General features: G+C 73.1%; 20 protein-coding genes. 13 read left to right on the top strand and 7 right to left on the bottom strand.

What is annotated here, in order from left to right; genetic code table 11:
- The first annotated feature begins 143 nt into the window (after positions 1 to 143).
- Genes JOD46_RS00425 through fgd form a run of 4 tightly spaced genes read left to right on the top strand, consistent with a single transcriptional unit; the run spans position 144 to position 3,794 of the window.
- Positions 144 to 1,115 (top strand): TIGR03557 family F420-dependent LLM class oxidoreductase, encoded by a 972-nt coding sequence (locus JOD46_RS00425; protein ID WP_204396064.1) that lies wholly within the window; start codon positions 144 to 146, stop codon positions 1,113 to 1,115.
- Positions 1,112 to 1,963 (top strand): coenzyme F420-0:L-glutamate ligase, encoded by an 852-nt coding sequence (locus JOD46_RS00420; RefSeq protein WP_204390783.1) that lies wholly within the window; start codon positions 1,112 to 1,114, stop codon positions 1,961 to 1,963. The genes JOD46_RS00425 and JOD46_RS00420 overlap by 4 nt, the downstream gene beginning before the upstream one ends.
- Positions 1,960 to 2,778, top strand: a complete 819-nt coding sequence (locus JOD46_RS00415) for an NTP transferase domain-containing protein (protein ID WP_307834849.1) — start codon at positions 1,960 to 1,962, stop codon at positions 2,776 to 2,778. Before JOD46_RS00420 ends, JOD46_RS00415 begins: the two co-directional genes overlap by 4 nt.
- On the top strand, positions 2,775 to 3,794 hold the full coding sequence (gene fgd, locus JOD46_RS00410; RefSeq protein ID WP_204390781.1) for a glucose-6-phosphate dehydrogenase (coenzyme-F420): 1,020 nt from the start codon (positions 2,775 to 2,777) through the stop codon (positions 3,792 to 3,794). The genes JOD46_RS00415 and fgd overlap by 4 nt, the downstream gene beginning before the upstream one ends.
- 58 nt (positions 3,795 to 3,852) lie before the next feature.
- Here fgd and ggt read toward each other — a convergent pair whose 3' ends face one another.
- Positions 3,853 to 5,703, bottom strand: coding sequence for a gamma-glutamyltransferase (gene ggt, locus JOD46_RS00405; RefSeq protein ID WP_204390779.1), 1,851 nt, complete (start codon positions 5,701 to 5,703; stop codon positions 3,853 to 3,855).
- 137 nt (positions 5,704 to 5,840) lie between these two features.
- On the opposite strand from ggt, the gene JOD46_RS18385 reads away from it, so the two are divergent.
- The 3 genes from JOD46_RS18385 to JOD46_RS00390 are packed head-to-tail and all read left to right on the top strand — an operon-like array spanning position 5,841 to position 9,007.
- Positions 5,841 to 7,184, top strand: coding sequence for a LolA family protein (locus JOD46_RS18385; protein ID WP_239562486.1), 1,344 nt, complete (start codon positions 5,841 to 5,843; stop codon positions 7,182 to 7,184).
- A 10-nt stretch (positions 7,185 to 7,194) separates the two neighbouring features.
- Positions 7,195 to 8,172, top strand: a complete 978-nt coding sequence (locus tag JOD46_RS00395; protein WP_204390777.1) for an ABC transporter ATP-binding protein — start codon at positions 7,195 to 7,197, stop codon at positions 8,170 to 8,172.
- Positions 8,159 to 9,007, top strand: coding sequence for an ABC transporter permease (locus tag JOD46_RS00390; RefSeq protein WP_204390769.1), 849 nt, complete (start codon positions 8,159 to 8,161; stop codon positions 9,005 to 9,007). Before JOD46_RS00395 ends, JOD46_RS00390 begins: the two co-directional genes overlap by 14 nt.
- Positions 9,008 to 9,042: 35 nt before the next feature.
- Here JOD46_RS00390 and JOD46_RS00385 read toward each other — a convergent pair whose 3' ends face one another.
- The 6 genes from JOD46_RS00385 to JOD46_RS00360 are packed head-to-tail and all read right to left on the bottom strand — an operon-like array spanning position 9,043 to position 13,876.
- Complete coding sequence (locus JOD46_RS00385) at positions 9,043 to 9,603, bottom strand: SAM-dependent methyltransferase (protein ID WP_204390767.1); 561 nt, start codon at positions 9,601 to 9,603, stop codon at positions 9,043 to 9,045.
- Positions 9,604 to 9,658: 55 nt separating this feature from the next.
- Complete coding sequence (locus JOD46_RS00380) at positions 9,659 to 10,300, bottom strand: pyridoxamine 5'-phosphate oxidase family protein (protein ID WP_204390765.1); 642 nt, start codon at positions 10,298 to 10,300, stop codon at positions 9,659 to 9,661.
- A complete protein-coding gene (locus JOD46_RS00375) occupies positions 10,297 to 10,815 on the bottom strand; it encodes a nucleoside/nucleotide kinase family protein (protein ID WP_204390764.1) in 519 nt (172 codons plus the stop codon). The genes JOD46_RS00380 and JOD46_RS00375 overlap by 4 nt, the downstream gene beginning before the upstream one ends.
- A gap of 57 nt (positions 10,816 to 10,872) precedes the next feature.
- On the bottom strand, positions 10,873 to 11,754 hold the full coding sequence (locus JOD46_RS00370; RefSeq protein ID WP_204390762.1) for an ABC transporter ATP-binding protein: 882 nt from the start codon (positions 11,752 to 11,754) through the stop codon (positions 10,873 to 10,875).
- Complete coding sequence (locus JOD46_RS00365) at positions 11,751 to 12,842, bottom strand: putative F420-0 ABC transporter permease subunit (RefSeq protein WP_372431798.1); 1,092 nt, start codon at positions 12,840 to 12,842, stop codon at positions 11,751 to 11,753. Before JOD46_RS00365 ends, JOD46_RS00370 begins: the two co-directional genes overlap by 4 nt.
- Positions 12,842 to 13,876, bottom strand: a complete 1,035-nt coding sequence (locus JOD46_RS00360) for a putative F420-0 ABC transporter substrate-binding protein (RefSeq protein ID WP_204390754.1) — start codon at positions 13,874 to 13,876, stop codon at positions 12,842 to 12,844. Before JOD46_RS00360 ends, JOD46_RS00365 begins: the two co-directional genes overlap by 1 nt.
- Positions 13,877 to 14,113: 237 nt before the next feature.
- Here JOD46_RS00360 and JOD46_RS00355 point away from each other — a divergent pair, with 237 nt between their 5' ends.
- The 6 genes from JOD46_RS00355 to JOD46_RS00330 are packed head-to-tail and all read left to right on the top strand — an operon-like array spanning position 14,114 to position 20,024.
- The gene (locus JOD46_RS00355) at positions 14,114 to 15,064 is read left to right on the top strand and encodes an alpha/beta hydrolase (RefSeq protein WP_204390752.1); all 951 of its coding nucleotides are present in this window, start codon (positions 14,114 to 14,116) and stop codon (positions 15,062 to 15,064) included.
- The gene (locus tag JOD46_RS00350) at positions 15,061 to 16,473 is read left to right on the top strand and encodes a dihydroorotase (RefSeq protein WP_204390750.1); all 1,413 of its coding nucleotides are present in this window, start codon (positions 15,061 to 15,063) and stop codon (positions 16,471 to 16,473) included. Before JOD46_RS00355 ends, JOD46_RS00350 begins: the two co-directional genes overlap by 4 nt.
- Positions 16,474 to 16,475: 2 nt before the next feature.
- On the top strand, positions 16,476 to 17,483 hold the full coding sequence (locus tag JOD46_RS00345) for an LLM class flavin-dependent oxidoreductase (RefSeq protein ID WP_204390748.1): 1,008 nt from the start codon (positions 16,476 to 16,478) through the stop codon (positions 17,481 to 17,483).
- Positions 17,484 to 17,521: 38 nt separating this feature from the next.
- Positions 17,522 to 18,358, top strand: coding sequence for an ABC transporter ATP-binding protein (locus JOD46_RS00340; RefSeq protein ID WP_204390746.1), 837 nt, complete (start codon positions 17,522 to 17,524; stop codon positions 18,356 to 18,358).
- A complete protein-coding gene (locus JOD46_RS00335; RefSeq protein ID WP_204390744.1) occupies positions 18,355 to 19,188 on the top strand; it encodes an ABC transporter permease in 834 nt (277 codons plus the stop codon). Before JOD46_RS00340 ends, JOD46_RS00335 begins: the two co-directional genes overlap by 4 nt.
- A complete protein-coding gene (locus tag JOD46_RS00330; protein WP_204390742.1) occupies positions 19,185 to 20,024 on the top strand; it encodes an ABC transporter permease in 840 nt (279 codons plus the stop codon). Before JOD46_RS00335 ends, JOD46_RS00330 begins: the two co-directional genes overlap by 4 nt.
- The last annotated feature ends 7 nt before the right edge of the window (positions 20,025 to 20,031 follow it).

Genomic DNA, 20,031 nt, shown 5'->3' with positions numbered 1-20,031 from the left:
TTGTCCTTGCATTTTGGATCCAGAATCCGAAATGATGGGGATGCGGGAGGTGGACCCGCCGTTCGGGCCGACCGGCTCCGAATGACACCATTGCGACGACGCGTCAGGATGGAGGGGTGTCAGTGCACATCGGCTACGCCGCGATGCTCGAGCAGTTCCCTCCATCCGACGCGGTCGGATACGCCGAGCTCGCCGAGCGCAACGGGTTCACCGGCGTCATGGCCACCGACCACTTCCAGCCCTGGCTGCCGCAGCAGGGCCAGTCCGCGCACGTCTGGAGCGTCCTCGGCGCGATCGGTGCGCGCACCACGGGCGACTTCGGGCCCGGCGTGACCACCCCGACGTTCCGCTCGCACCCCGCGATCGTCGCGCAGGCGAGCGCGACGCTCGCCTCCATGTACCCCGACCGCCACTGGCTCGGCATCGGGTCGGGCGAGGCGCTCAACGAGCACGTCGTCGGCGAGTACTGGCCCGAGGCGCACGAGCGCATCGACCGGATGTTCGAGGCCGTCGAGGTCATCCGCAAGCTCTTCACGGCGTCGATCGCCGGGCGCGAGACGCGCCATCGCGGGCCGTACTTCCGGCTCGAGACCACCCGGCTGTGGACCATGCCGAAGACCGCGCCCAAGATCCTCGTCGCGACCGCCGGCCCGGTCACCGCCCGCCGGGCGGGCAAGGTCGCCGACGGCCTCATCACCACCGGGGCCCCCTACGACCGGCTCGCGGCGCTGCTCGCCCGGTTCGCCGACGGCGCCCGAGACGCCGGGCGTGACGCGAACGCGCTGCCGCGGGTCCTGCAGCTGCATCTCTCGTGGGCTCCCACCGACGAGGAGGCGATGCGGAACGCCCTCGTCGAATGGCCGATCGGCGGCATGCGATTCTCGCGCAGCGACATCCGCTCGCCGTTCGAGTTCGAGCAGCTCGCCCGCACCGTGCGGCCCGAGGACTTCGACGGCCGGATGCTCGTCTCGGCCGACCCCGACCTGCACCGCGCCCACATCCAGCGGCACCTCGACCTCGGCTTCGACCGGATCTACCTCCACAACGTCGGACGCAACCAGGCGGAGTTCCTCGAGGTGTTCGGGCGCGACGTCCTCCCGAGGCTGCGCGCATGAGCGGCGTGCCACGGGCCTTCGGCGTGCGCGTGCTCGAGGGCATCGGCGAGATCCGACCCGGAGACGACCTGGTCGACGTGATCGCGACCGCCGCGCGCGGGTCGCTCGCCGAGGGCGACATCCTGGTCGTCACCTCGAAGGTCGTGTCGAAGGCCGAGGGTCGCATCGTGCACGCGTCCGACCGCGAACGTGCGATCACCGAGGAGACCGTGCGGGTGGTCGCGACCCGCAGTCACCCCGACGGCGTCACCCGGATCGTCGAGAACCGGCTCGGGATGGTCGCCGCCGCGGCCGGAGTCGATGCGAGCAACACCGACGAGGGCACCGTGCTCCTCCTCCCCGTCGACCCCGACGCCTCGGCGCGCGCCCTCGCGGCCGGCCTCCGCGCCCGCACGGGCCGGGCCCTGGGCGTCATCATCAGCGACACCCTCGGCCGGCCCTGGCGCGAGGGCCAGACCGACGTGGCGATCGGCGCGGCCGGAGTGCACGTGTTCGACGACCTGCGCGGAACGGTCGACGCCGCGGGCAAGCCGCTCGCCGTCACCATGCCCTGCCTCGCCGACGAGCTCGCTGCGGCAGGCGACCTCGTCAAGGGCAAGGCCACGGGATGCCCCGTCGCCGTGGTGTCCGGTCTCCCGCACCTTGTCGGGGGGCTCGACCTGCCGGGCGCTCGCTCGATCGTCCGCCCGCGAGATCGCGACCTCTTCCGCATGGGCACCGACGAGGCGATCGCGCTCGGCACCGCGGCCGGCCGCTCCGCAGGATACTCCGCCGGTCGCGCGGCCGGATTCACGGAGGGCTTCACGGCCGGGATCGGTGCCGCGGAGCACGAGCGGGTGCGCTCGTGACCGGGCAGGGCGTGCAGTCGGCCGCGGATGCCGCGGCCTGGACGGTCGTCGTGCCCGTGAAGTCGCTCTCGGCCGCCAAGACCCGGCTCGCGCCCGAGCACTCCCCGGCCGAGCGCGCCGCACTCGCCCGCGCGTTCGCGCTCGACACCATCGAGGCGGCGCGCGCCGCCCGGCGGGTGCGGCGCGTGGTCGTCGTCTCGGACGAGCCCGCGATCGAGCACGCCCTCCGCGGGCTCCCGGGCGTCGACGTCGTGCCCGAGCCCGCCGCGCGCGGCCTCGGCGCCGCGATCGCGCACGGCATCGCCGTCGCCGCGCAACGGCCGCCCGTGACGACAGTCGACGTGGGTCTGCGTCTCGTCCAACCCGCATCGCGTGCCCACACGGGGAATGGGGGCGGGGTCGCGGTCCTGCTCGGGGACGTGCCGTCGGTGCGGTCGGAGGATCTCGACGCGGCGCTCGAGGCCGCGGCGCGACATCCGCTCGCCTTCGTCCCGGACGCCGAGGACACCGGGACGACGCTCGCGACCGCTCGCGCCGGAGAGCCGTTCGAGGCGCACTTCGGCCGCGACTCGGCGGCCCGGCACGCGGCCGCCGGCTTCGCCGACCTGGCCGCCGCGCACCCCGACGCGATCGCCGCCCGGCTGCGCCGCGACGTCGACACCGCCGCCGAGCTCCGCGCGGTCGTCGCGCTCGGCGTGGGGCCGCACACGTCCGCCGCGCTGCGTGCCCTCGACCTCGCCGAGGGGCCCGCCCCGCGGCATCCGCTCGACCCATCGACCGCGCCGCCCGGCGCAGACAGGAAGGCAGCCTCATGACCCTGACCCTCGGATACAAGGCCAGCGCCGAGCAGTTCGACCCGCGCGAGCTCGTCGAGCTCGCCGTCGCCGCGGAGGCGCACGGCATGGAGTCCGTGTGGGCCAGCGACCACTTCCAGCCGTGGCGGCACACCGGCGGGCACGCGCCGTTCTCGCTGACCTGGATGGCCGCGGTCGGCGAGCGGACCTCGAACGTGAAGATCGGCACGAGCGTGATGACGCCGACGTTCCGGTACAACCCGGCCGTGCTCGCGCAGGCGTTCGCCTCGCTCGGGGTGATGTACCCCGACCGCGTCATCGCGGGCTTCGGCACCGGCGAGGCGCTCAACGAGATCGCGACCGGCTTCCGCGGCGCCGGCGAGCAGGACTGGCCCGACTTCCGCGAGCGGTTCGCGCGCCTGCGCGAGTCGGTGCGGCTCATGCGCGCGCTCTGGAACGGCGAACGCGTGAACTTCGAGGGCGAGTACTACTCGACGCACGACGCCTCGATCTACGACAAGCCCGAGGGCGGGGTGCCCGTCTACATCGCCGCGGGCGGCCCGACCGTGGCCAAGTACGCGGGGCGCGCGGGCGACGGGTTCATCTGCACGTCGGGCAAGGGCGCCGAACTCTACGTCGACCAGCTCATCCCCGCCGTGAAGGAGGGCGCCGAGGCCGGCGGTCGCTCGTACGACGCGCTCGACCGGATGATCGAGATCAAGCTCTCGTACGAGGAGTCGGAGGACGCCGCACTCGACAACTGCCGGTTCTGGTCGCCGCTGTCGCTCTCGAAGGAGCAGAAGCACGACATCACCGACCCGGTCGAGATGGAGCAGGCGGCCGATGCACTGCCCATCGAGGAGATCGCGGGCCGATGGATCGTCGGCACCGACCCCGACATCGTCGTCGACGAGATCGCCCAGTACATCCGATGGGGCTTCACCCACCTGGTCTTCCACGCGCCGGGCCACGACCAGCGCCGGTTCCTCGAGCTCTTCGAGCGCGACCTGGCGCCCCGCCTGCGCGACTTCGGCTGATCTGCTCGGCACGTTCCGGTGGTCGAGGAGCCGCTCGGCGCCTCGACCACCGGAACCGTCACTCGGCCGGCTCGACCACGAGTCCCGTGCCGCCGCCGCGGCGCACCGGCTCGGCGGCCGCGGTCATGAGCCCGTCGGCGTCGACCTCGATCGCGGCGACCGCGCCGATCTGCGACGCCGACGTGCCGGGCGCGCCCACGAGCGTGAGCGCCTGCTGGTAGGGCGCGAGGTCGTCGGCGTACTGCGCGATGAACTCGGCCTCGGCGGGCGTGGAGGCGGTGTTGCGCTGCGTCGCGCGGGGCGCCGCGATCGCGTCGGGCAGCGACATCCCGAGGTCGATGCGGTTCATGAGGACCTGCACGACGGTCGTGATGATGGTCGATCCGCCGGGCGAGCCGACCACGTAGCGCACCTCGCCGTCCTCGAGCACGATCGTCGGCGACATCGACGACCGCGGACGCTTGCCGGGCTCGACGATGTTCGGGTCGGCCGGGTTCGGCGTGAAGCTGAAGTCGGTCAGCTCGTTGTTCAGCAGGAAGCCGCGGTCGGGCACGGTCATGCCCGAGCCGCCGGTCTGCTCGATCGTGAGCGTGTACGCGACCGCGTTGCCCCATCGGTCGACGACCGAGAGGTGCGTGGTCGACAGGCCCTCGGTGTCGGCGGATGCCGCGGCGGCGACGGCCTCGCAGCCGGTCGCTTCGAGGTCGCCCGGCGCCACCGGCTTGGCCGAGGCCGTGCCGGGGTCGATCTCGCACGCGCGCGAGTCGGCGAAGGGCTGGCTCAGGAGCGTCTCGGTCGGCACGTCGACGTACGCGGGGTCGCCGACGTAGGCGTTGCGGTCGGCGAAGGCGTGCGCGGTGGACTCGAAGTAGAGGTGCAGCGCCTGCCCCGGGTCGTCCGCCGCGAGGTCGAAGTCCTCGAGGATGTTCAGCGACTCGCCGACGGTCGTGCCGCCCGACGACGACGGCGCCATGCCGTAGACGTCGAGGCCGCGGTACTCGACGTGCGTCGGGGCCTGGAGGCGCACCTCGTACTCGGCCAGGTCGTCGTCGGTCATGAAGCCCGGGTAGGCGGGCAGCGTCGCGTCGCCGCTCGTGATCGGGTCCTGCACGACCCAAGCGATCTCGTCGGCGATCGGGCCGTCGTAGAACACGTCGGTGCCCTGCAGCGAGATGAGCCGCAGCGTCTTCGCGAGGTCGAGGTTGCGGAAGGTCGACCCGACCGCGGGTGCGTCGCCGCCCGGGAGGAAGAGCTCGGCCGTGTCCGGGAACTGCGCGAAGCGCGCGGCATTGTCGAGCGTCTGCTGGCGGAACGTCGCGTCGACCCGGAATCCGCGCGTCGCGAGCAGGATCGAGGGCTTCAGGATGTCGCGCAGCGACTCGGTGCCGAACTCGTCGAGCGCCGTCTCCCACGTGGCGAGCGTGCCCGGCACGCCGACCGAGAGGCCCGATGAGACCGCGTTCGCGAAGGAGTACGGCGTGCCCGTGGCGGGGTCGATGAACGCATCGCTCTCCATCGCGGCGGGCGCCGTCTCGCGGCCGTCGATCGTGGTGACCTCGCCGCTCGCAGCGTCGTAGTAGACGAAGTACCCGCCGCCGCCGATGCCGGCGCTGTACGGTTCCGTGACGCCGAGGGCTGCGGCCGTGGCCACGGCGGCGTCGGCCGCGTTGCCGCCGTCGCGCAGCACCTCGAGCCCGATGCGGCTCGCCTCGGCGTCGACGGAGGACACGGCGCCGCCGTATCCGGTCGAGGTCGACGGGGCCGGTGGCGCCGGGCGGCCCGTGGCGACGGCGGATGGCGCGGGTGCGGCGCTCGCGGGCGCGGCGACGGCGGCGCATCCGAGCGCGACCGTCCCGGCGAGGAGGAGGGCCGACCCGCGGAGCGCGGAGCGGCGTTGGATGTCGATCATGAGCGTACCCCCCGAACTGGTGACATCGAATGGGTCGCACATTAGACCCGCCCGACGGTGGCGGCAATGGGTTGCACGAGGCTGTGGGTTCGCCCGACGCGGGCCATCGGGGGCTCGCGCGGGCGTAGCCTGAGCACATGAGCCCACGCGCCACCGGGCCGACCCGACTCCGCCCGAGCCTCGTGATCCCCGCCGTCGGCGTGCCCATCGCGATCGCCGCGGCGGTCCTCGTGCCGATGCAGGCGAACGCCGCGGTCGACCTGCCCGACAAGACGGTCGAGGAGCTCGTCGCGTTCGCCCGGTCGAGCGACGTGCCCGCGCTCTCGGGCACGATCGAGCAGCGGTCCGAGCTCGGCCTGCCCGACCTGTCCGGTCTCGCCGGCGGCGGCCCGGGCGGCGTCGGCGGCCCGGGCGCGTCGGCGGATGGCGCGTCATCCGCCGGACTCGACGACCTGCTCGCCCTCGCGACGGGGAGCTTCGACGCGAACGTGTACCTCGACGAGCAGCACGCCCGCCTGCAGGTCCTCGACCGGATGGCGGAGCGCAACGTCTACCTCGGCCCCGACGAGGCGTGGTTCGTCGACTCCGAGAGCATGACCGCGACGCGGCTCACCCTGCCCGCGGGCACCGACCTCGCCCAGCTGCAGGCCGACGCGCAGGCCGAGGCGGAGCGTCTCGCCGACGAGGCGAGGGCGCGTGCCGAGGCCGAACTCCCGGATGGCGAGCAGCTGCCCACCCCCCAGCAGCTGCTCGACCGGGCGCTCGATCGGCTCGACGAGACCACGGCGGTCTCGGTCGGCACCGACGGGCGGGTCGCGGGTCGCGAGGCGTACGAGCTGGTGCTCGAACCCCGCACCGACGACACCCTCGTGGGTGAGGTGCGCTTCGCGATCGACGGTGAGAACGGTGCCGCGCTCGCGGCGTCGATCACCGCGCGCGGCGCCGCCGACCCCGCGTTCTCCGTCGGGTACTCGCGGGTCGACTTCTCGGCGCCCGATCCGTCGGCCTTCGCGTTCGAGCCCGCCGGCGACATGACGGTGAGCGAGCAGGTGCTCCCGGTGCCGACCGCCGAGGAGTGGGCGCAGTGGAAGGCCGACGCCGAAGCCCACGCCGAGGCCGAAGCCGGTGCGGCTCCCGACCCGTCGGACCTCCCGCACCCGGTCGTCCACGGCGAAGGCTGGGCGAGCGTCGTCGAGGTCGACGCCGCGACGGCGATGGCCGCGATCGCCGAGCGGAGCGGGCCGGCGGCTGGTGACGAGAGCGCGGACGGCGCGACGGGCGCGACCGGTGCGACCGGCGCTCCGACCGAGGAGCAGCTCGCCGAGGCATCCGCCGCACTCGAGGCCCTGACCACCCCGGTCGACGGTGGCCGCGCCCTGCAGACCTCGCTGCTCTCGGTGCTCCTCACCGAGGACGGCCGCGTGCTCGTCGGCTCGGTGCCCGTCGACACGCTCGTCGAGTACGCCGCGTCGGGTCGCTGACGGGCCGCGCGTGAGCGACCTCGCGATCCGGACGGAGGGGCTCACCAAGCGCTTCGGCGCGCAGGCCGCGGTCGACGGCATCGACCTGGCGGTGCCGCAGGGTGCGGTGTACGGGTTCCTCGGGCCGAACGGCTCGGGCAAGACGACCACCATCCGGATGCTGCTCGGCCTGGTCCGCGCGACGGACGGCACGGCGCACGTCCTCGGCGACGAGATGCCGCGACACCTCGACACCGTGCTGCCGCGCGTGGGGGCGCTCGTCGAGGGGCCCGCGTTCGCGCCCTTCCTGTCGGGTGCCGCGAACCTGCGACGCTTCGACGCCGCCGACCGGCACGCGGCTCCGGCGACGCGCGGCGCCCGCGTCGCGTCGGCGCTCGACCGCGTCGGGCTCGCGCACGCCACCCGCAAGAAGGCCGGCGCCTACTCGCTCGGCATGAAGCAGCGGCTGGGCATCGCCAACGCGCTGCTGATGCCGCGCGAGCTCCTCGTGCTCGACGAGCCCACGAACGGCCTCGACCCGCAGGGCACGCGCGAGGTCCGCGCGCTCATCCGCTCGTTCGCGGCCGAGGGCACGACCGTGTTCGTCTCGAGCCACCTGCTCGCCGAGGTGGAGCAGCTCTGCACGCACGTCGGCGTGATGAGCGCCGGGCGGCTCGTCGCGCAGGGCACGCTCGAGGAGTTCCGGCGGTCGGGGGAGTCGCGGGTCGAGGTGCTGACGCCCGATCCCGGTCGGGCTCGCGCCGTGCTCGCCGGGCTGGGGCTGGTGACGGATGCCGCGGCCACCGCCTCGGCCGACGACGGGCGGGGAGCGCCATCCGTCGACGCCCTCGTCACCGCGGTCCTCGGCGACGATCCGCCGCCGCCCGACGCGATCGTGGCGGCGCTCGTCGCCGGCGACGTCCGCGTGCGCGGCTTCGCGGTGCGCCGCGCGAGCCTCGAGCAGCGCTTCGTCGAGCTCACGGGAGAGGGCTTCGATGTCGTCGCCTGAGGCCACCGGCGGCCGCCCGGCGCTCGGCCTCTCGCTGCTCGGCTCGGAGGTCGCGACCTTGTTCCGCCGCTGGCGCACGTGGGCGATGCTCGCGGCGCTCGCGCTCATCCCCATCCTCATCGCCGTCGCGATCCGGGTCGCCGGCGCCTCGTCGCCCGGTCGGGGCCCCGCCTTCCTCGACCAGGTCGCGGGCAACGGGCTGTTCGTCGGCGTGACCGCGCTCGTCGTGGCGACGCCGCTGTTCCTGCCCCTGACGATCTCGGTCGTCGCGGGCGACGCGATCGCGGGCGACGCGAGCCTCGGGACCCTGCGCTACCTGCTCATCGCGCCCGCCGGTCGCATGCGGCTCCTCGTCGTGAAGTACCTCGTCGCGGCCGTGTTCTGCGTCGCCGGGGCGCTCGTCGTCGTGGCGGTCGGCACGCTCATCGGCTGGGCGCTGTTCCCGGTCGGGCCCGTCACGGTGCTCTCGGGCGGGCAGATCCCGGTCGGCGAGGGGCTGCTGCGCCTCCTCGCGATCGGTGCCTACGTGGCGGTGTCGATGCTGGGCCTCAGCGCGATCGGGCTGTTCGCGTCGACGCTCACCGTCGTGCCCGTCGGCGCGATGGCGGCCACGGCGATCCTCGCGGTGGCCGCGCAGATCGCGGGCGCCATCCCGCAGCTCGAATGGCTGCACCCGTGGCTGTTCACCGATCGCTGGTTCGACTTCGCCGACCTGCTGCGCTCGCCGCCCTCATGGGACTCGTTCGGCGACAACGCGCTGCTCCAGGCGGCGTACGTCGCGGTGTTCGGCGGCCTCGCCGCCTGGCGGTTCGCGACGCGCGACATCCTGTCCTGAGCGGATGCCGCGGCGCGGGCGCCCGCGCGGGCGCCTCACGCGCTGTCGGCCGGCGCCTCCGTGCGCTCGGCGAGGACGCCGGAGCCGTGCTCGGCCTCGAGGCGCTCGCGCACCGCGAACCAGGGCGTCGCCCGCATCGCGGCAGCCACGCCGTCGAGGTGGCCGGCGTCGGCGAGCGGCACGGGGCCGATGCCGAACGCGACGAGCAGCCGGCCGCCCGGCCGCAGCGCGCGCGCGAGCGCGTGGAGCTCGGGCACGGCCGCCGAGGTCCAGAACACGTTGACGTTCACCGACACCGCCGCGTCGAACGGCCCGAGCGCCGGGTCGAGGTCCGCGAGCCCGGCATGCACGACCTCGACCGCGCCGGTCGTGGCCGCCTCGGCGAGCCGCTCGCGCATGCGTGCGACCGCCGTGCCCGAGCGGTCGATCGCGACGACCGACGCGGGCGCCGCGGCATCCGCCCCGCCCATCTCGGCGAGCAGCGCCTCGACCGACGCGCCCGTGCCCGACCCGATGTCGAGCACCCGTTCGCCGGGCCGCGGGTCGAGCACCGCGACCGCCCAGCGGACGCGCTCCGGGATCGCCGACGCGCTCATGCTCCGAGCATGCCAGAGCCGGGTTGGATCGCGATCGGGTCGCGAGGCGCGGCGGTCACCCGTAGATCCGGTCGGCGTACGAGGGGCCGTAGTACTCGTCGAGCGTCGCGACGTCGGCCTCGGGCTGCTCGATCGCCTTCGCGATGAGCGCGCGACGGCGGACGACGTCGGGCTGCCACTCCTCGGGCTGCCACGCGCGCGAGCGGAGGAAGGCCTTGGAGCAGTGGAAGAACACCTCGTCGATGTCGACGACGAGGGCGAGCGCGGGACGGTGGCGTTTCACGACCATGTCGTCGAGGAACGGCGCGTCGCGCACGATCGTCGCGCGGCCGTTGATGCGCAGCGTGTCGCCGCGGCCGGGGATGGCGAAGAGCAGGCCGACGTGCGGATTCCGCAGGATGTTGCGGAAGCCGTCGGCCCGGCGGTTGCCGGGCCGCTCCGGGATCGCGAGGGTCGTGTCGTCGAGCACGAGCGCGAATCCCGCTGGATCGCCCTTCGGCGACACGTCGAGACGCCCGTGCTCGTCGCTCGTGGCGACGAACGCGAGGGGGGCCGCGGCGAGCCACTCGCGGTCGACGTCCTGCAGGCGATCGCGCACCTTCTCGGCCACGCGCGGGATCGGCGTGCCCACGATCGCCTCGAGCTCCTCGGCGGTCGTGATCGGGATGCCGCGGACCGCTCCGTCGACCGCGGTCATGTCGTGGGTGCCGCGGGCTCGACGGCCGGCACGACGGGGTCGGCGCGGCGCTCGCCGATGCTCGGCGGGAGCTTGCAGAGGTCGTAGAAGTAGCGGGACGGCGCCGCCTCGTCGCTCACGTCGACGTTCACGTTCACGGCGTCGTGGGGCAGCTCGTCGCCGCCGAGCGTCCAGACCGTGAAGTGCCAGACGCCGCGCACCGACCGGTTGAGCAGGCGGCGGCCGTCGACGACCAGCACCGTCTCGTCGTCCTCGGCCCCGGGCAGCGTGCCCGCGCGGAACGGCTCGACGGTCTCGCGCCGCAGCGCCGCCTCGTCGACGTCGCCGGTCGAGCGCCGCACGACGGGCTGGCCGCGCTCGGCGAGCACGGCCGCGAGGTCGTCGGCGAAGCGCGAGGCGGGGCCGCCCGACGTGCCCTCGACGGCCACGAGCCTTCGGCCGCGCCACGAGTTGTGCAGGAATTCCTCCGCGACCGACTCGAGCAGGTCGCGGCGTGCGTCGCTGAGCTCACCCATGCCCCCACGCTACGCCCGTCGATGCGTCGCGCCGTCCGCTCTCAGGAGATCGCAGGTTCAGGATGCGGCGGGGGAGTCGGTGACGACCAGCGCGCGATCACCCGGGTCGCCCGCGGTCGCGCCGCCGCCTGTGCCGCCGTCCGTGCCGGCGGGGGCGAACGCGATCAGCGGACGCCCGGTGGCCGGGTGTGCGAGCACGGTCGCCTCGACGCCCCACACCGCGCGGATCAGCTCGGGCGTGAGCACGTCGGCCGGCGCACCCGCGGCGACCACGGCGCCCTCGGCGAGCACGACGACGTGGTCGGCGTACGACGCCGCGAGCGACAGGTCGTGCAGGGCGGCGAGCACGCTGAGCCCGTCGTCGGCCAATCGCCGGAGCAGCTCGAGCGTCGAGAGCTGGGCGCGGATGTCGAGGTGGTTCGTGGGCTCGTCGAGCAGCAGGAGCTCGGGTTCCTGCGCCAGCGCGCGCGCGAGGTTCACCCGCTGGCGCTCGCCGCCAGACAGCTCGTCGTAGCGTCGCTGAGCGAAGGACGACGCGCCGGCGGCCGCGAGCGATCGGGCGACGATCTCGCGATCGCGCGCCGAGTCGCCGCCCCACGCCGACTGGTGCGGCACGCGTCCGAGGCCGACCACGTGATCGACCCGCAGTCCGTCGGGGGCCTGCGCGTCCTGCTCGACGAGCGCGATGCGCCGGGCGCGTTCGCGGCGGCGCAGGGCGACCAGGTCGTCGCCGTCGAGCGTGAGCGCCGCGACCTCCGCGGCCTCCACGCCGGCGAGCAGGTGCAGGAGCGTGCTCTTGCCCGCGCCGTTCGGGCCGAGCAGGGCGCCGACCGCGCCGCGCGGCACGGTGAGGTCGACGCCGTCGACGATGAGCCGGGATCCTCGGGCGAACCTGACCCGGGACGCCTCGAGGCCCGCCCCGGGCCGCGGCGCGTTCACGACGCCCTCCGGGTGCGGAGCAGGAGCGCGGCGAAGACCGGCCCGCCGACGAGCGCGGTGAGGATGCCGACCGGCAGCTCGCGCGGATCGAACAGCGTGCGGGCGCCCGTGTCGACCCAGACGAGGAACACCGCGCCCGCGAGCGCCGACAGCGGCAGGAGCGCGCGGTGCCGCGAGCCGATCACGAGCCGCACGGCGTGCGGCAGGATCAGGCCGACGAACCCGATCGCGCCGCTCACGGCGACGAGCGCGCCGGTGAGCAGCGCGGTGGCGACGAGCAGCAGCGCGCGGGTGCGCGGCACGTGCACGCCCAGGGCGGATGCCGCGGTGTCGCCGAACGCGAACGCGTCGAGCGTGCGCCCGGTCGCGAGCAGCGGCACGCCCACGACGAGCAGGGCGCCGCCCGCGAGCGCGACCGCCGGCCAGTCCGCGCCCGAGAGCGACCCGAGCAGCCAGTTGAGGATCTCGCGGTAGCTGTCGTTCGTGGCGCTCCAGAAGATCACGAGGCTCGTGATCGCGCCGAACACGGCCGAGACGGCGAGCCCGGCGAGCACGGTCGTCGTCGGGCTGAGCCCGCCGGCGGCGCGTGCGAGGCCGAGCGTCGCCGCGAGCGCCGCGAGCGCCCCCGCGAACGCCGCGACCGGCAGCGCGATCGCCATGCCGAGCACGAGCACGATCACCGCGCCGACCGAGGCGCCCGACGAGAGGCCGAGCAGGTACGGGTCGGCCAGCGGATTGCGGGTGAGCGCCTGCATCACGACGCCGCAGATCGCGAGGCCCGCGCCGACCGCCGCAGCGGTCAGGACGCGCGGCATCCGCAGCTCCCACACGATGCCGTCGCGCAGCGGCGACAGCGTCGGCTCCCCGATGCCCAGGTGCGCGGCGATCGACGCCAGCACGTCGGCCGGGGCGAGTCCGGCGGGGCCGATCGTGACGGCGAGCACGACGGATGCCGCGAGCATCACGCCCAGCGCGATGCCGACGCCGAGCGCCGTGCCCGTGTCGGCGCGAGCGGGACGCATCGACGCCGCGCCCGCGGCATCCGTCGCCCTGCGCTCGTCGCGCGCCCTGCTCGCCTGCACCGTCATCAGAGCGCCCCGAGCTGCTCCACGATCGAGGCGACCGCGTCGACGTTGCGCACGCCGGCCTCGGTCGCCGGGAAGTCGACGATCACGTAGCGGCCCTGCTGGACGGCGGGCATCGCAGCCGTGGCCGGGTTCGCCTCGAGCTTGGCGATCTTCGACTCGGCGGTGTTCCAGGCGGCGTCGACGAGCACGATCACGTCGGGGTTCGCGTCGACCACGGCCTCCCAGGACAGCGAGGTCCACGAGTCCTGCACGTCGCCGACGACGTTCTCGAGGCCCGCGGCCTCCATGATCATCTGCGGTGCGCCGATGCCGGCGCCGACGAAGGGCTGGTCGTCGCCCGAGGAGTACCAGAGGGCGGTGAGGCCCTCGTCGTTCGGCTCGATGGCGTCGAGCGCGGCCTGCTGCGCGGCGACGAGGTCGGCCGCGGCATCCGGCACGCCGAAGATCGCGCCGGCCTCCTCGAACGAGGCGAACACCCCGGCGAAGGTGAGCGGGTCGGGCTGGTAGCCCTCCTCCTGGCACGCGGCCGGGGCGACGTAGGTGTGCACGCCGAGCTGCTCGAGCGTGCCGCGGTCGCCGGCGCCCTCGGCCGTGAGGTTGGACTCCCAGCCCGCGAACACGAGGTCGGGTTCGGCCGCGAGGGTGGCCTCCTGCGAGGGCACCTTGTCGGAGAGGATGTCGATGCCCGCGGCGGCGTCCGCGTACTCGTCGGGCACGGGTCCGTCGGTGAACGCGGCCCCGACGACGCGATCCTCGAGCCCGAGCGCGAGGAGCAGCTCGAGCGTCGACGACTTGATCGTCACGACGCGCTGCGGCGCCTGCTCGAAGGTCACCTCGGTGCCGCAGTTGTCGAGCGTCACCGGGTATCCGGATGACGCGGCCTCGGCCTGGGGCGTGTCGTCGCCGCCGGCCCGGGCGCCGGGCGCGCACGCGGCGAGCAGGGCGACGGATGCCGCGGCCGCGGCGATCGCGGCGGCGCGACGGGTGCGCGCGGCGCGGGAGGTGCGGGGGGCGGGCTGGTCGGGCGTGGGCATGGTTCCTCCGGGACGGGTGTGCGTGTGCGTGATCCGACGTGCGTCGGCGACTCGCGGCCCAATCCCGGGCCGGCCCGACCGATCAAGCCCGACCGGTCGTCATCGCCATCCTCGCATGTCGAGGATTTCGAAATCAATACTGGATTCTGGATCCAAAATAGGTCATGATCTGGATCACGGGCGACGGCATGCGCCCGAACCACGCGTCGCAGCGTTCAACGGAAGGACGTCGCATCCATGCAGACGACACCGGTCGAGTTCTACAGCGAGGGAGACCGCCTCGCGGGACTCTGGCGCACCCCCGAGGGCCCCGGCCCGTTCCGCGCGATCGTGCAGGGTCCGGGATGGCTCGGACTCAAGGACGCCAAGCTCTACGTGCGCTACCACGAGGCGCTCGCCGCCGCCGGATTCGGGGTGCTGGTCTTCGACTACCGCGGCTTCGGCGACTCGGGCGGCGACCGCGGCATCCTCTCGCCCGTGCGCCAGTTGCAGGACCTCGTCAACGCGGTCACCTACCTCACGACGCGCGACGACGTCGTCGCCGACGCGATCGGCGTCTTCGGCACCGGCGGCACGGGCGGCGGCAACGCGGTCCTCCTCGCCGACGCCGACCCGCGCGTGAAGGCCGCGGTGAGCCAGGTGCCCGTCGCCGACGGCACCGACTGGCTGCACCGCATGCGCCAGGAGCACGAATGGCTCTCGTTCCTCGCGGGCCTCGAGCAGGACCGCCGCGTGCGCGTCACGACGGGGGCGGGCCGACTCGTGCACCCGCGCGAGGAGATCATGGTGCCCACGCCGGAGCGCCGCGCGACCACGATCAAGGCCGACGTCGACGACCGCATCCCGAGCGCCATCCCGCTCTCGTGCGCCGAGGAGATCCTCGCCTACCGGCCCATCGACGCGGCATCCCGCCTCACGACCCCGCTGCTCGTCATCGGCGTCGAGGGCGACGCCACCACGCCCACCGACCACGCCGAACGGCTCTACACCGCGGCGCGCGGTCCCAAGCAGCTCGTCATGCAGCGGCACACCACTCATTACGCCGCCTACGACCGCTACTGGGAGCAGACGACCCCGCTGATCGTCGACTGGCTGGACCGCCACGTGCGCCCGAGCCACGTCGACGTCCGCACCACCCGCTCGCCCGGCCAGGGCGAGTCCCTCGAGCGCATGGAGGCAGCACAGTGACCATCGACCTGAGAATCGCGGGCGGCATCGTCGTCACGCCGTCCGGCCCGACGGCCGCCGACCTGCTCGTCGACGGCGGCCGTATCGCCGGCATCGTCGCGGCCGACGTGCCGGTCGACGCCGACCGCACCATCGACGCGACCGGGCGGCTCGTGCTGCCCGGCATGGTCGACGTCCACGTGCACACCCGCGAGCCGGGCTACGAGCACAAGGACGACATCCTCACGACCACCCGCCAGGCGGCGGCCGGCGGCGTCACGACGATCTTCGGGATGCCCAACCTGAACCCCCCGACGGTCGACGTCGAAACCCTGACCGACGTGTTCGAGCGGTACGCGGCGACCTCGATCGTCGACTGGAACCACAACCCGGCCCCGACGAAGTTCGACGACATCGTGCCCATGGCCGAGATGGGCATCAACGCCTACAAGATCTACATGGTCGTCGACACGGGTCGCACCTACCCGCACCCGGCCGGCACCGGCATCCACGACCACGGCCACCTGCTGCAGATCATGGACCGCATCGCGGGCACCGGCAAGCGGTTCATCGTGCACCCGCACGACCAGGCGCTCATGGACTACATCGAGGGCGAGGTCCTGGCCCGCGGCGAGAACACGCCGCAGGGCTACGCCTCGGCGTACGCGGCTCGCGAGGGCGTCATCTGGGATACGGCCATCGACGTCATCCTGCGGCTCGCCGAGGCATCCGGATGCCCCGTGCACATCGCGCACATCCAGACCCGCCGCTCCATCGAAGCCGTGCGGCGCGCGAAGGCGGCCGGCATCGACGTGACGTGCGAGGTCAACCACTGGGCGCCGTTCCTCTCGACGTGGCACGACGTCGAGACGCTCGGGCCGTACGCGCTGTCGTACTGGGTGCCCGACGACAACCGCGCCGCCATCTGGGAGGGCATGCGCGACGGCACGATCGACATCGCGAGCTCCGATCACGCGCCGCACACCCGCGAGGAGAAGGAGATCGGCTGGACCGAGATGTGGAGCGCCCACACGGGGACGCCCGGCATCCAGTACTACTACGAGCTCATGCTCGACGCCGTCAACCGCGGCGAGCTCACGCTCGAGCGCGCGGTCGACATGGTCGCCCGCATCCCCGCCGACAAGTTCGGGCTCGCGGGCGTGAAGGGTGCGCTCGAGGTCGGCGCCGACGCCGACGTCGTGATCGCCGACATGCAGCACGAGTGGACCATCACGAACGACGACGTCCTCTCGAAGATCGGCTGGACGCCGTACGACGGCCGCAGCATCAGCACCCGGATCGAGCGCACCCTCGTGCGCGGCCGGGACGTCTACGCCGACGGCGCCGTCGTCGGCGAACCCGGATACGGGAAGCTCGCGGCCGCACCGGCCGAACGCTCGGCCGAGACGGCCGGAAAGGAAGGGAACTGACCATGGCGATGAAGTTCGGACTGCTGCTGCCCCACTTCGGCGAGGAGGCCAGCCGCGAGAAGCTGCTCGAGGGCTCCAAGCTCGCCGAGCAGATGGGCTTCGACTCCGTGTGGGTGCGCGACCACCTCGTGTTCGAGCCGCACGGCGAGATGGAGAAGCCCAATCGCACGTTCTACGACGCGATGACCACGCTCACCGCGATCGGCGCGGTGACCGAGAAGATCGAGCTCGGCACCGGGTCGCTCATCCCGTTCCGGCACCCGCTGATCACCGCGCTCATGGCGGGCACCATGACCCAGCTCGTCGGCCCGCGCCTCATCCTGGGCTTCGGCGCCGGCACCTTCGACCACGAGTTCGAGGCGGTCGGCTGGGGCGACCTCGACCGCGTCGAGCTCGTGCGATCGAACGCCGAGATCCTCAAGCGCGTCTTCACCGAGAACGACGTCACCTACGACGACGGCGTGTTCTCGTTCGAGGACGTCACGATCGAGCCGAAGCCCGTCGGCGGCCGCATCCCGTTCTGGTACTGCGGCGCCACGCCGCGTTCGGCGCGCCTCGCGGCCGAGTACGCCGACGGGTGGATGCCCGGCCGCATCTCGCTCGCGACCATGGAGAAGCGCATCGCCACCATGCGCGAGATGACGGATGCCTCGGGCCGCCCGATGCCGACCGTGGCCGTGATCCCGCCGACCTCGATCGAGGAGGCCCGCGAGGAGGCGCTGAAGCACGTCAACATCCCGGGCCTGCTGGCCTGGGCGAACAAGGCGAAGTTCGCGGTGAAGCCGCCCTCGGGTAGGTTCGAGACCGTCGAGGACCTGGAGGGCCAGCTCATCGTCGGCGATCCCGACGAGGCCGTGCAGGAACTCAAGAAGTTCGAGGCCATCGGCACCGAGCACCTGGTCTTCGACTTCCGGTTCAAGTTCGACCGCTTCTTCGAGCAGATCGAGCTGCTCGGCACCGAGGTCCTGCCGAAGATGCGGGAGCACGCCGCCGAACCGGCACTGACGTGAGCGACGGGGCTCCCGTGAGCGTGGAAGAGGGGACTGCGATGACGACGACGACCATCGAGCCGGCCGGAGGCGAGGCATCCGAGGCCCCGCTGATCTCGGTGCGCGACCTGACGGTGAGCTACGACGTGGCACGGACGGGCTCGAAGCTCGTCGCGATCGAGGGCGTCGACCTCGACGTGCGCGAGGGGGAGTTCGTGACCGTGCTCGGCCCGTCGGGCTGCGGCAAGACGACGTTCATGAACGTGATCGCTGGGCTCGTGAAGCCCACGGCGGGGGAGGTGCTCGTGGCCGGCCGGCCGGTCACGGGCCCCGGCCCCGACCGGGCGGTCGTGTTCCAGGACTACGCGCTGCTGCCGTGGCGCACCGTGTTCGACAACGTGCGGTTCGGCCTCGAGATGCAGAAGGCCCTCAAGGGCGCCGGATGGCGCGAGCGCGTGCAGGAGGCGATCGAGCTCGTCGGCCTGGCCGGCTTCGAGCACTCCTACCCGCGCGAGCTCTCGGGCGGCATGCAGCAGCGCGTCGGGCTCGCCCGGGCGATCGTGGCGCAGCCGCGCATCCTGCTCATGGACGAGCCCCTCGGCGCCGTCGACGCGCTGACCCGCGAGGTCATGCGCGAGGAGATCGAGAAGCTCATCGCCGCGACGGGCAAGACGGTGCTGTTCATCACGCACTCGATCGAGGAGGCGATCCTCCTCGGCGACCGGATCGTGGTGTTCAAGAGCCACCCCGGCGCGATCAAGGAGGTCATCGAGACCGGTCTCGAGCGGCCGCGGTCCGAGCGCAGCGTGCAGAGCGACCCGCGCTTCCTCGAACTGCGCGACCACCTGTGGGATGCGCTGCAGGGCGAGGCGACGGCGGCGGCGGTCTCGAAATGAGCGCCTTCCTCGCCGCGGGGCCGAACCTCGGCCGAGGCGGCCTCGCGGCCTGGCTCGCCGGACTGAGCGCGCGCGGCAAGGCGCTCGTGCTGGCGGGCGAGGTCGTCGTGATGCTCGTCGTCTGGGAGCTCGTCGTCGGCGTCTTCGGCTGGATCAACCCGGTGTTCTTCCCGCCGCCGTCGGCGATCTGGCAGGGCTTCCTCGAGCTCGTCGGGAGCGGGGCGCTCGCCGCGAACCTGGCCGTCTCGGTCCAGGCGTGGCTGACCGGCTTCGCCGTCGCGGTCGTCATCGGCATCCCGGTCGGCCTGCTCATGGGCTCGGTGCTCGCGGTCGACCGCATCGTGGGACCCATCGCGTGGACGATCTACGCCACGCCGACCATCGCGTACCAGCCGCTCGCGAAGGCGTGGTTCGGGTTCGGCATCGGCCCGGTGATCTTCCTCGTGGCGATCAGCGCGCTCTTCCCGATCCTGCTCAACATCGCGGCGGGCATGCGCACGACCAACCCGTCGATCATCCGCGCCGGCCGGGTCTACGGGGCGAGCCGGATGCAGCTGTACCGCTCGGTGTACCTGCCCTCGACCGTGCCGTTCCTGTTCGCCGGGCTCCGGCAGGCCGTGGTGCTCGCGACGATCGGCATGGTGGTCGCCGAGATGGCCGGTTCCTCGTCGGGCATGGGCGCGCTCATCATCCGCTCGGCGAACACCTACCAGACCGACCAGGCCTTCGCCGCGATCGCCGTCGTGGTGGTCTGGAGCGTGGGCATGACGCAGGTGGTGACCCTCGTGGAGCGCTGGGTCGCGCCGTGGACCAGGAAGGGCCGGCGATGACCGTCACCTCCGCCACCGGAACGAACCGCATCGTCCGGCCGCGGCGCGTCGTGCGCCGTGGCGAGGCCAGGTGGGGACTCCTGCTGCTCGTCGTGGTGGGCGGCATCCTGCTCGTGTGGGAGGCCGTGGTCAGCTGGTTCCAGCTGGTGCCCGCCGCCTTCCTGCCGCCGCCCTCCGAGATCGTCGTCGCCTTCGTGCGCCTGCTCGGCGAACCCGAATTCTGGGCCGCGTTCGCGTACAGCATGGGCAACGCGCTGGTCGGCCTGGCCATGGCGATCGTCGTCGGCGTGGTCGTCGGGCTCGCGGTGGGCTGGTCGCCGGTGCTGCGGTTCACCGTCGCGCCGTTCCTCTGGCTCCTGTATTCGACCCCGAAGGTCGCGCTCGCCCCGTTGTTCATCCTCGTGCTGGGGCTCGGCAACGAGTCGAAGATCGCGCTGGTGTTCCTGCTCGCGGTGTTCCCGATCATCCTCAACACGATGGAGGGCGCGGTGACGGTGAGCCCGTCGCTCGTGAACGCCGGCCGCGTGTTCGGCGTGAACGGCATCGCGCTCGGCTGGAAGGTCATCTTCCCCGCGACCCTGCCGTACAGCCTCTCCGGCATCCAGCGCGGCGCGGCCCTCGGCTTCACGGGCGAGGTGCTCGGCGAGTTCCTCGGCGGCACGGGCGGCCTCGGCCACCTGCTGGAGTACGCGGCGTACCAGTTCATGATGGCCGAGGCGATCGCGATGGTGATCGTCATGGTGATCATCGCGAACCTCACGCTGTGGCTCATTTCGGTGCTGCGCCGCCGGCTCGCGCCGTGGTACGACGATCGCAAGATCGCCGGGGCGTCGTAGGGGGCCG

Origin of the sequence: Agromyces aurantiacus, from assembly GCF_016907355.1 — a bacterium.
Classification (GTDB): Bacteria; Actinomycetota; Actinomycetes; order Actinomycetales; family Microbacteriaceae; genus Agromyces; species Agromyces aurantiacus.
Note: the sequence above shows the minus strand (reverse complement) of the source record. Positions and strands in the feature narration are given on the sequence as shown.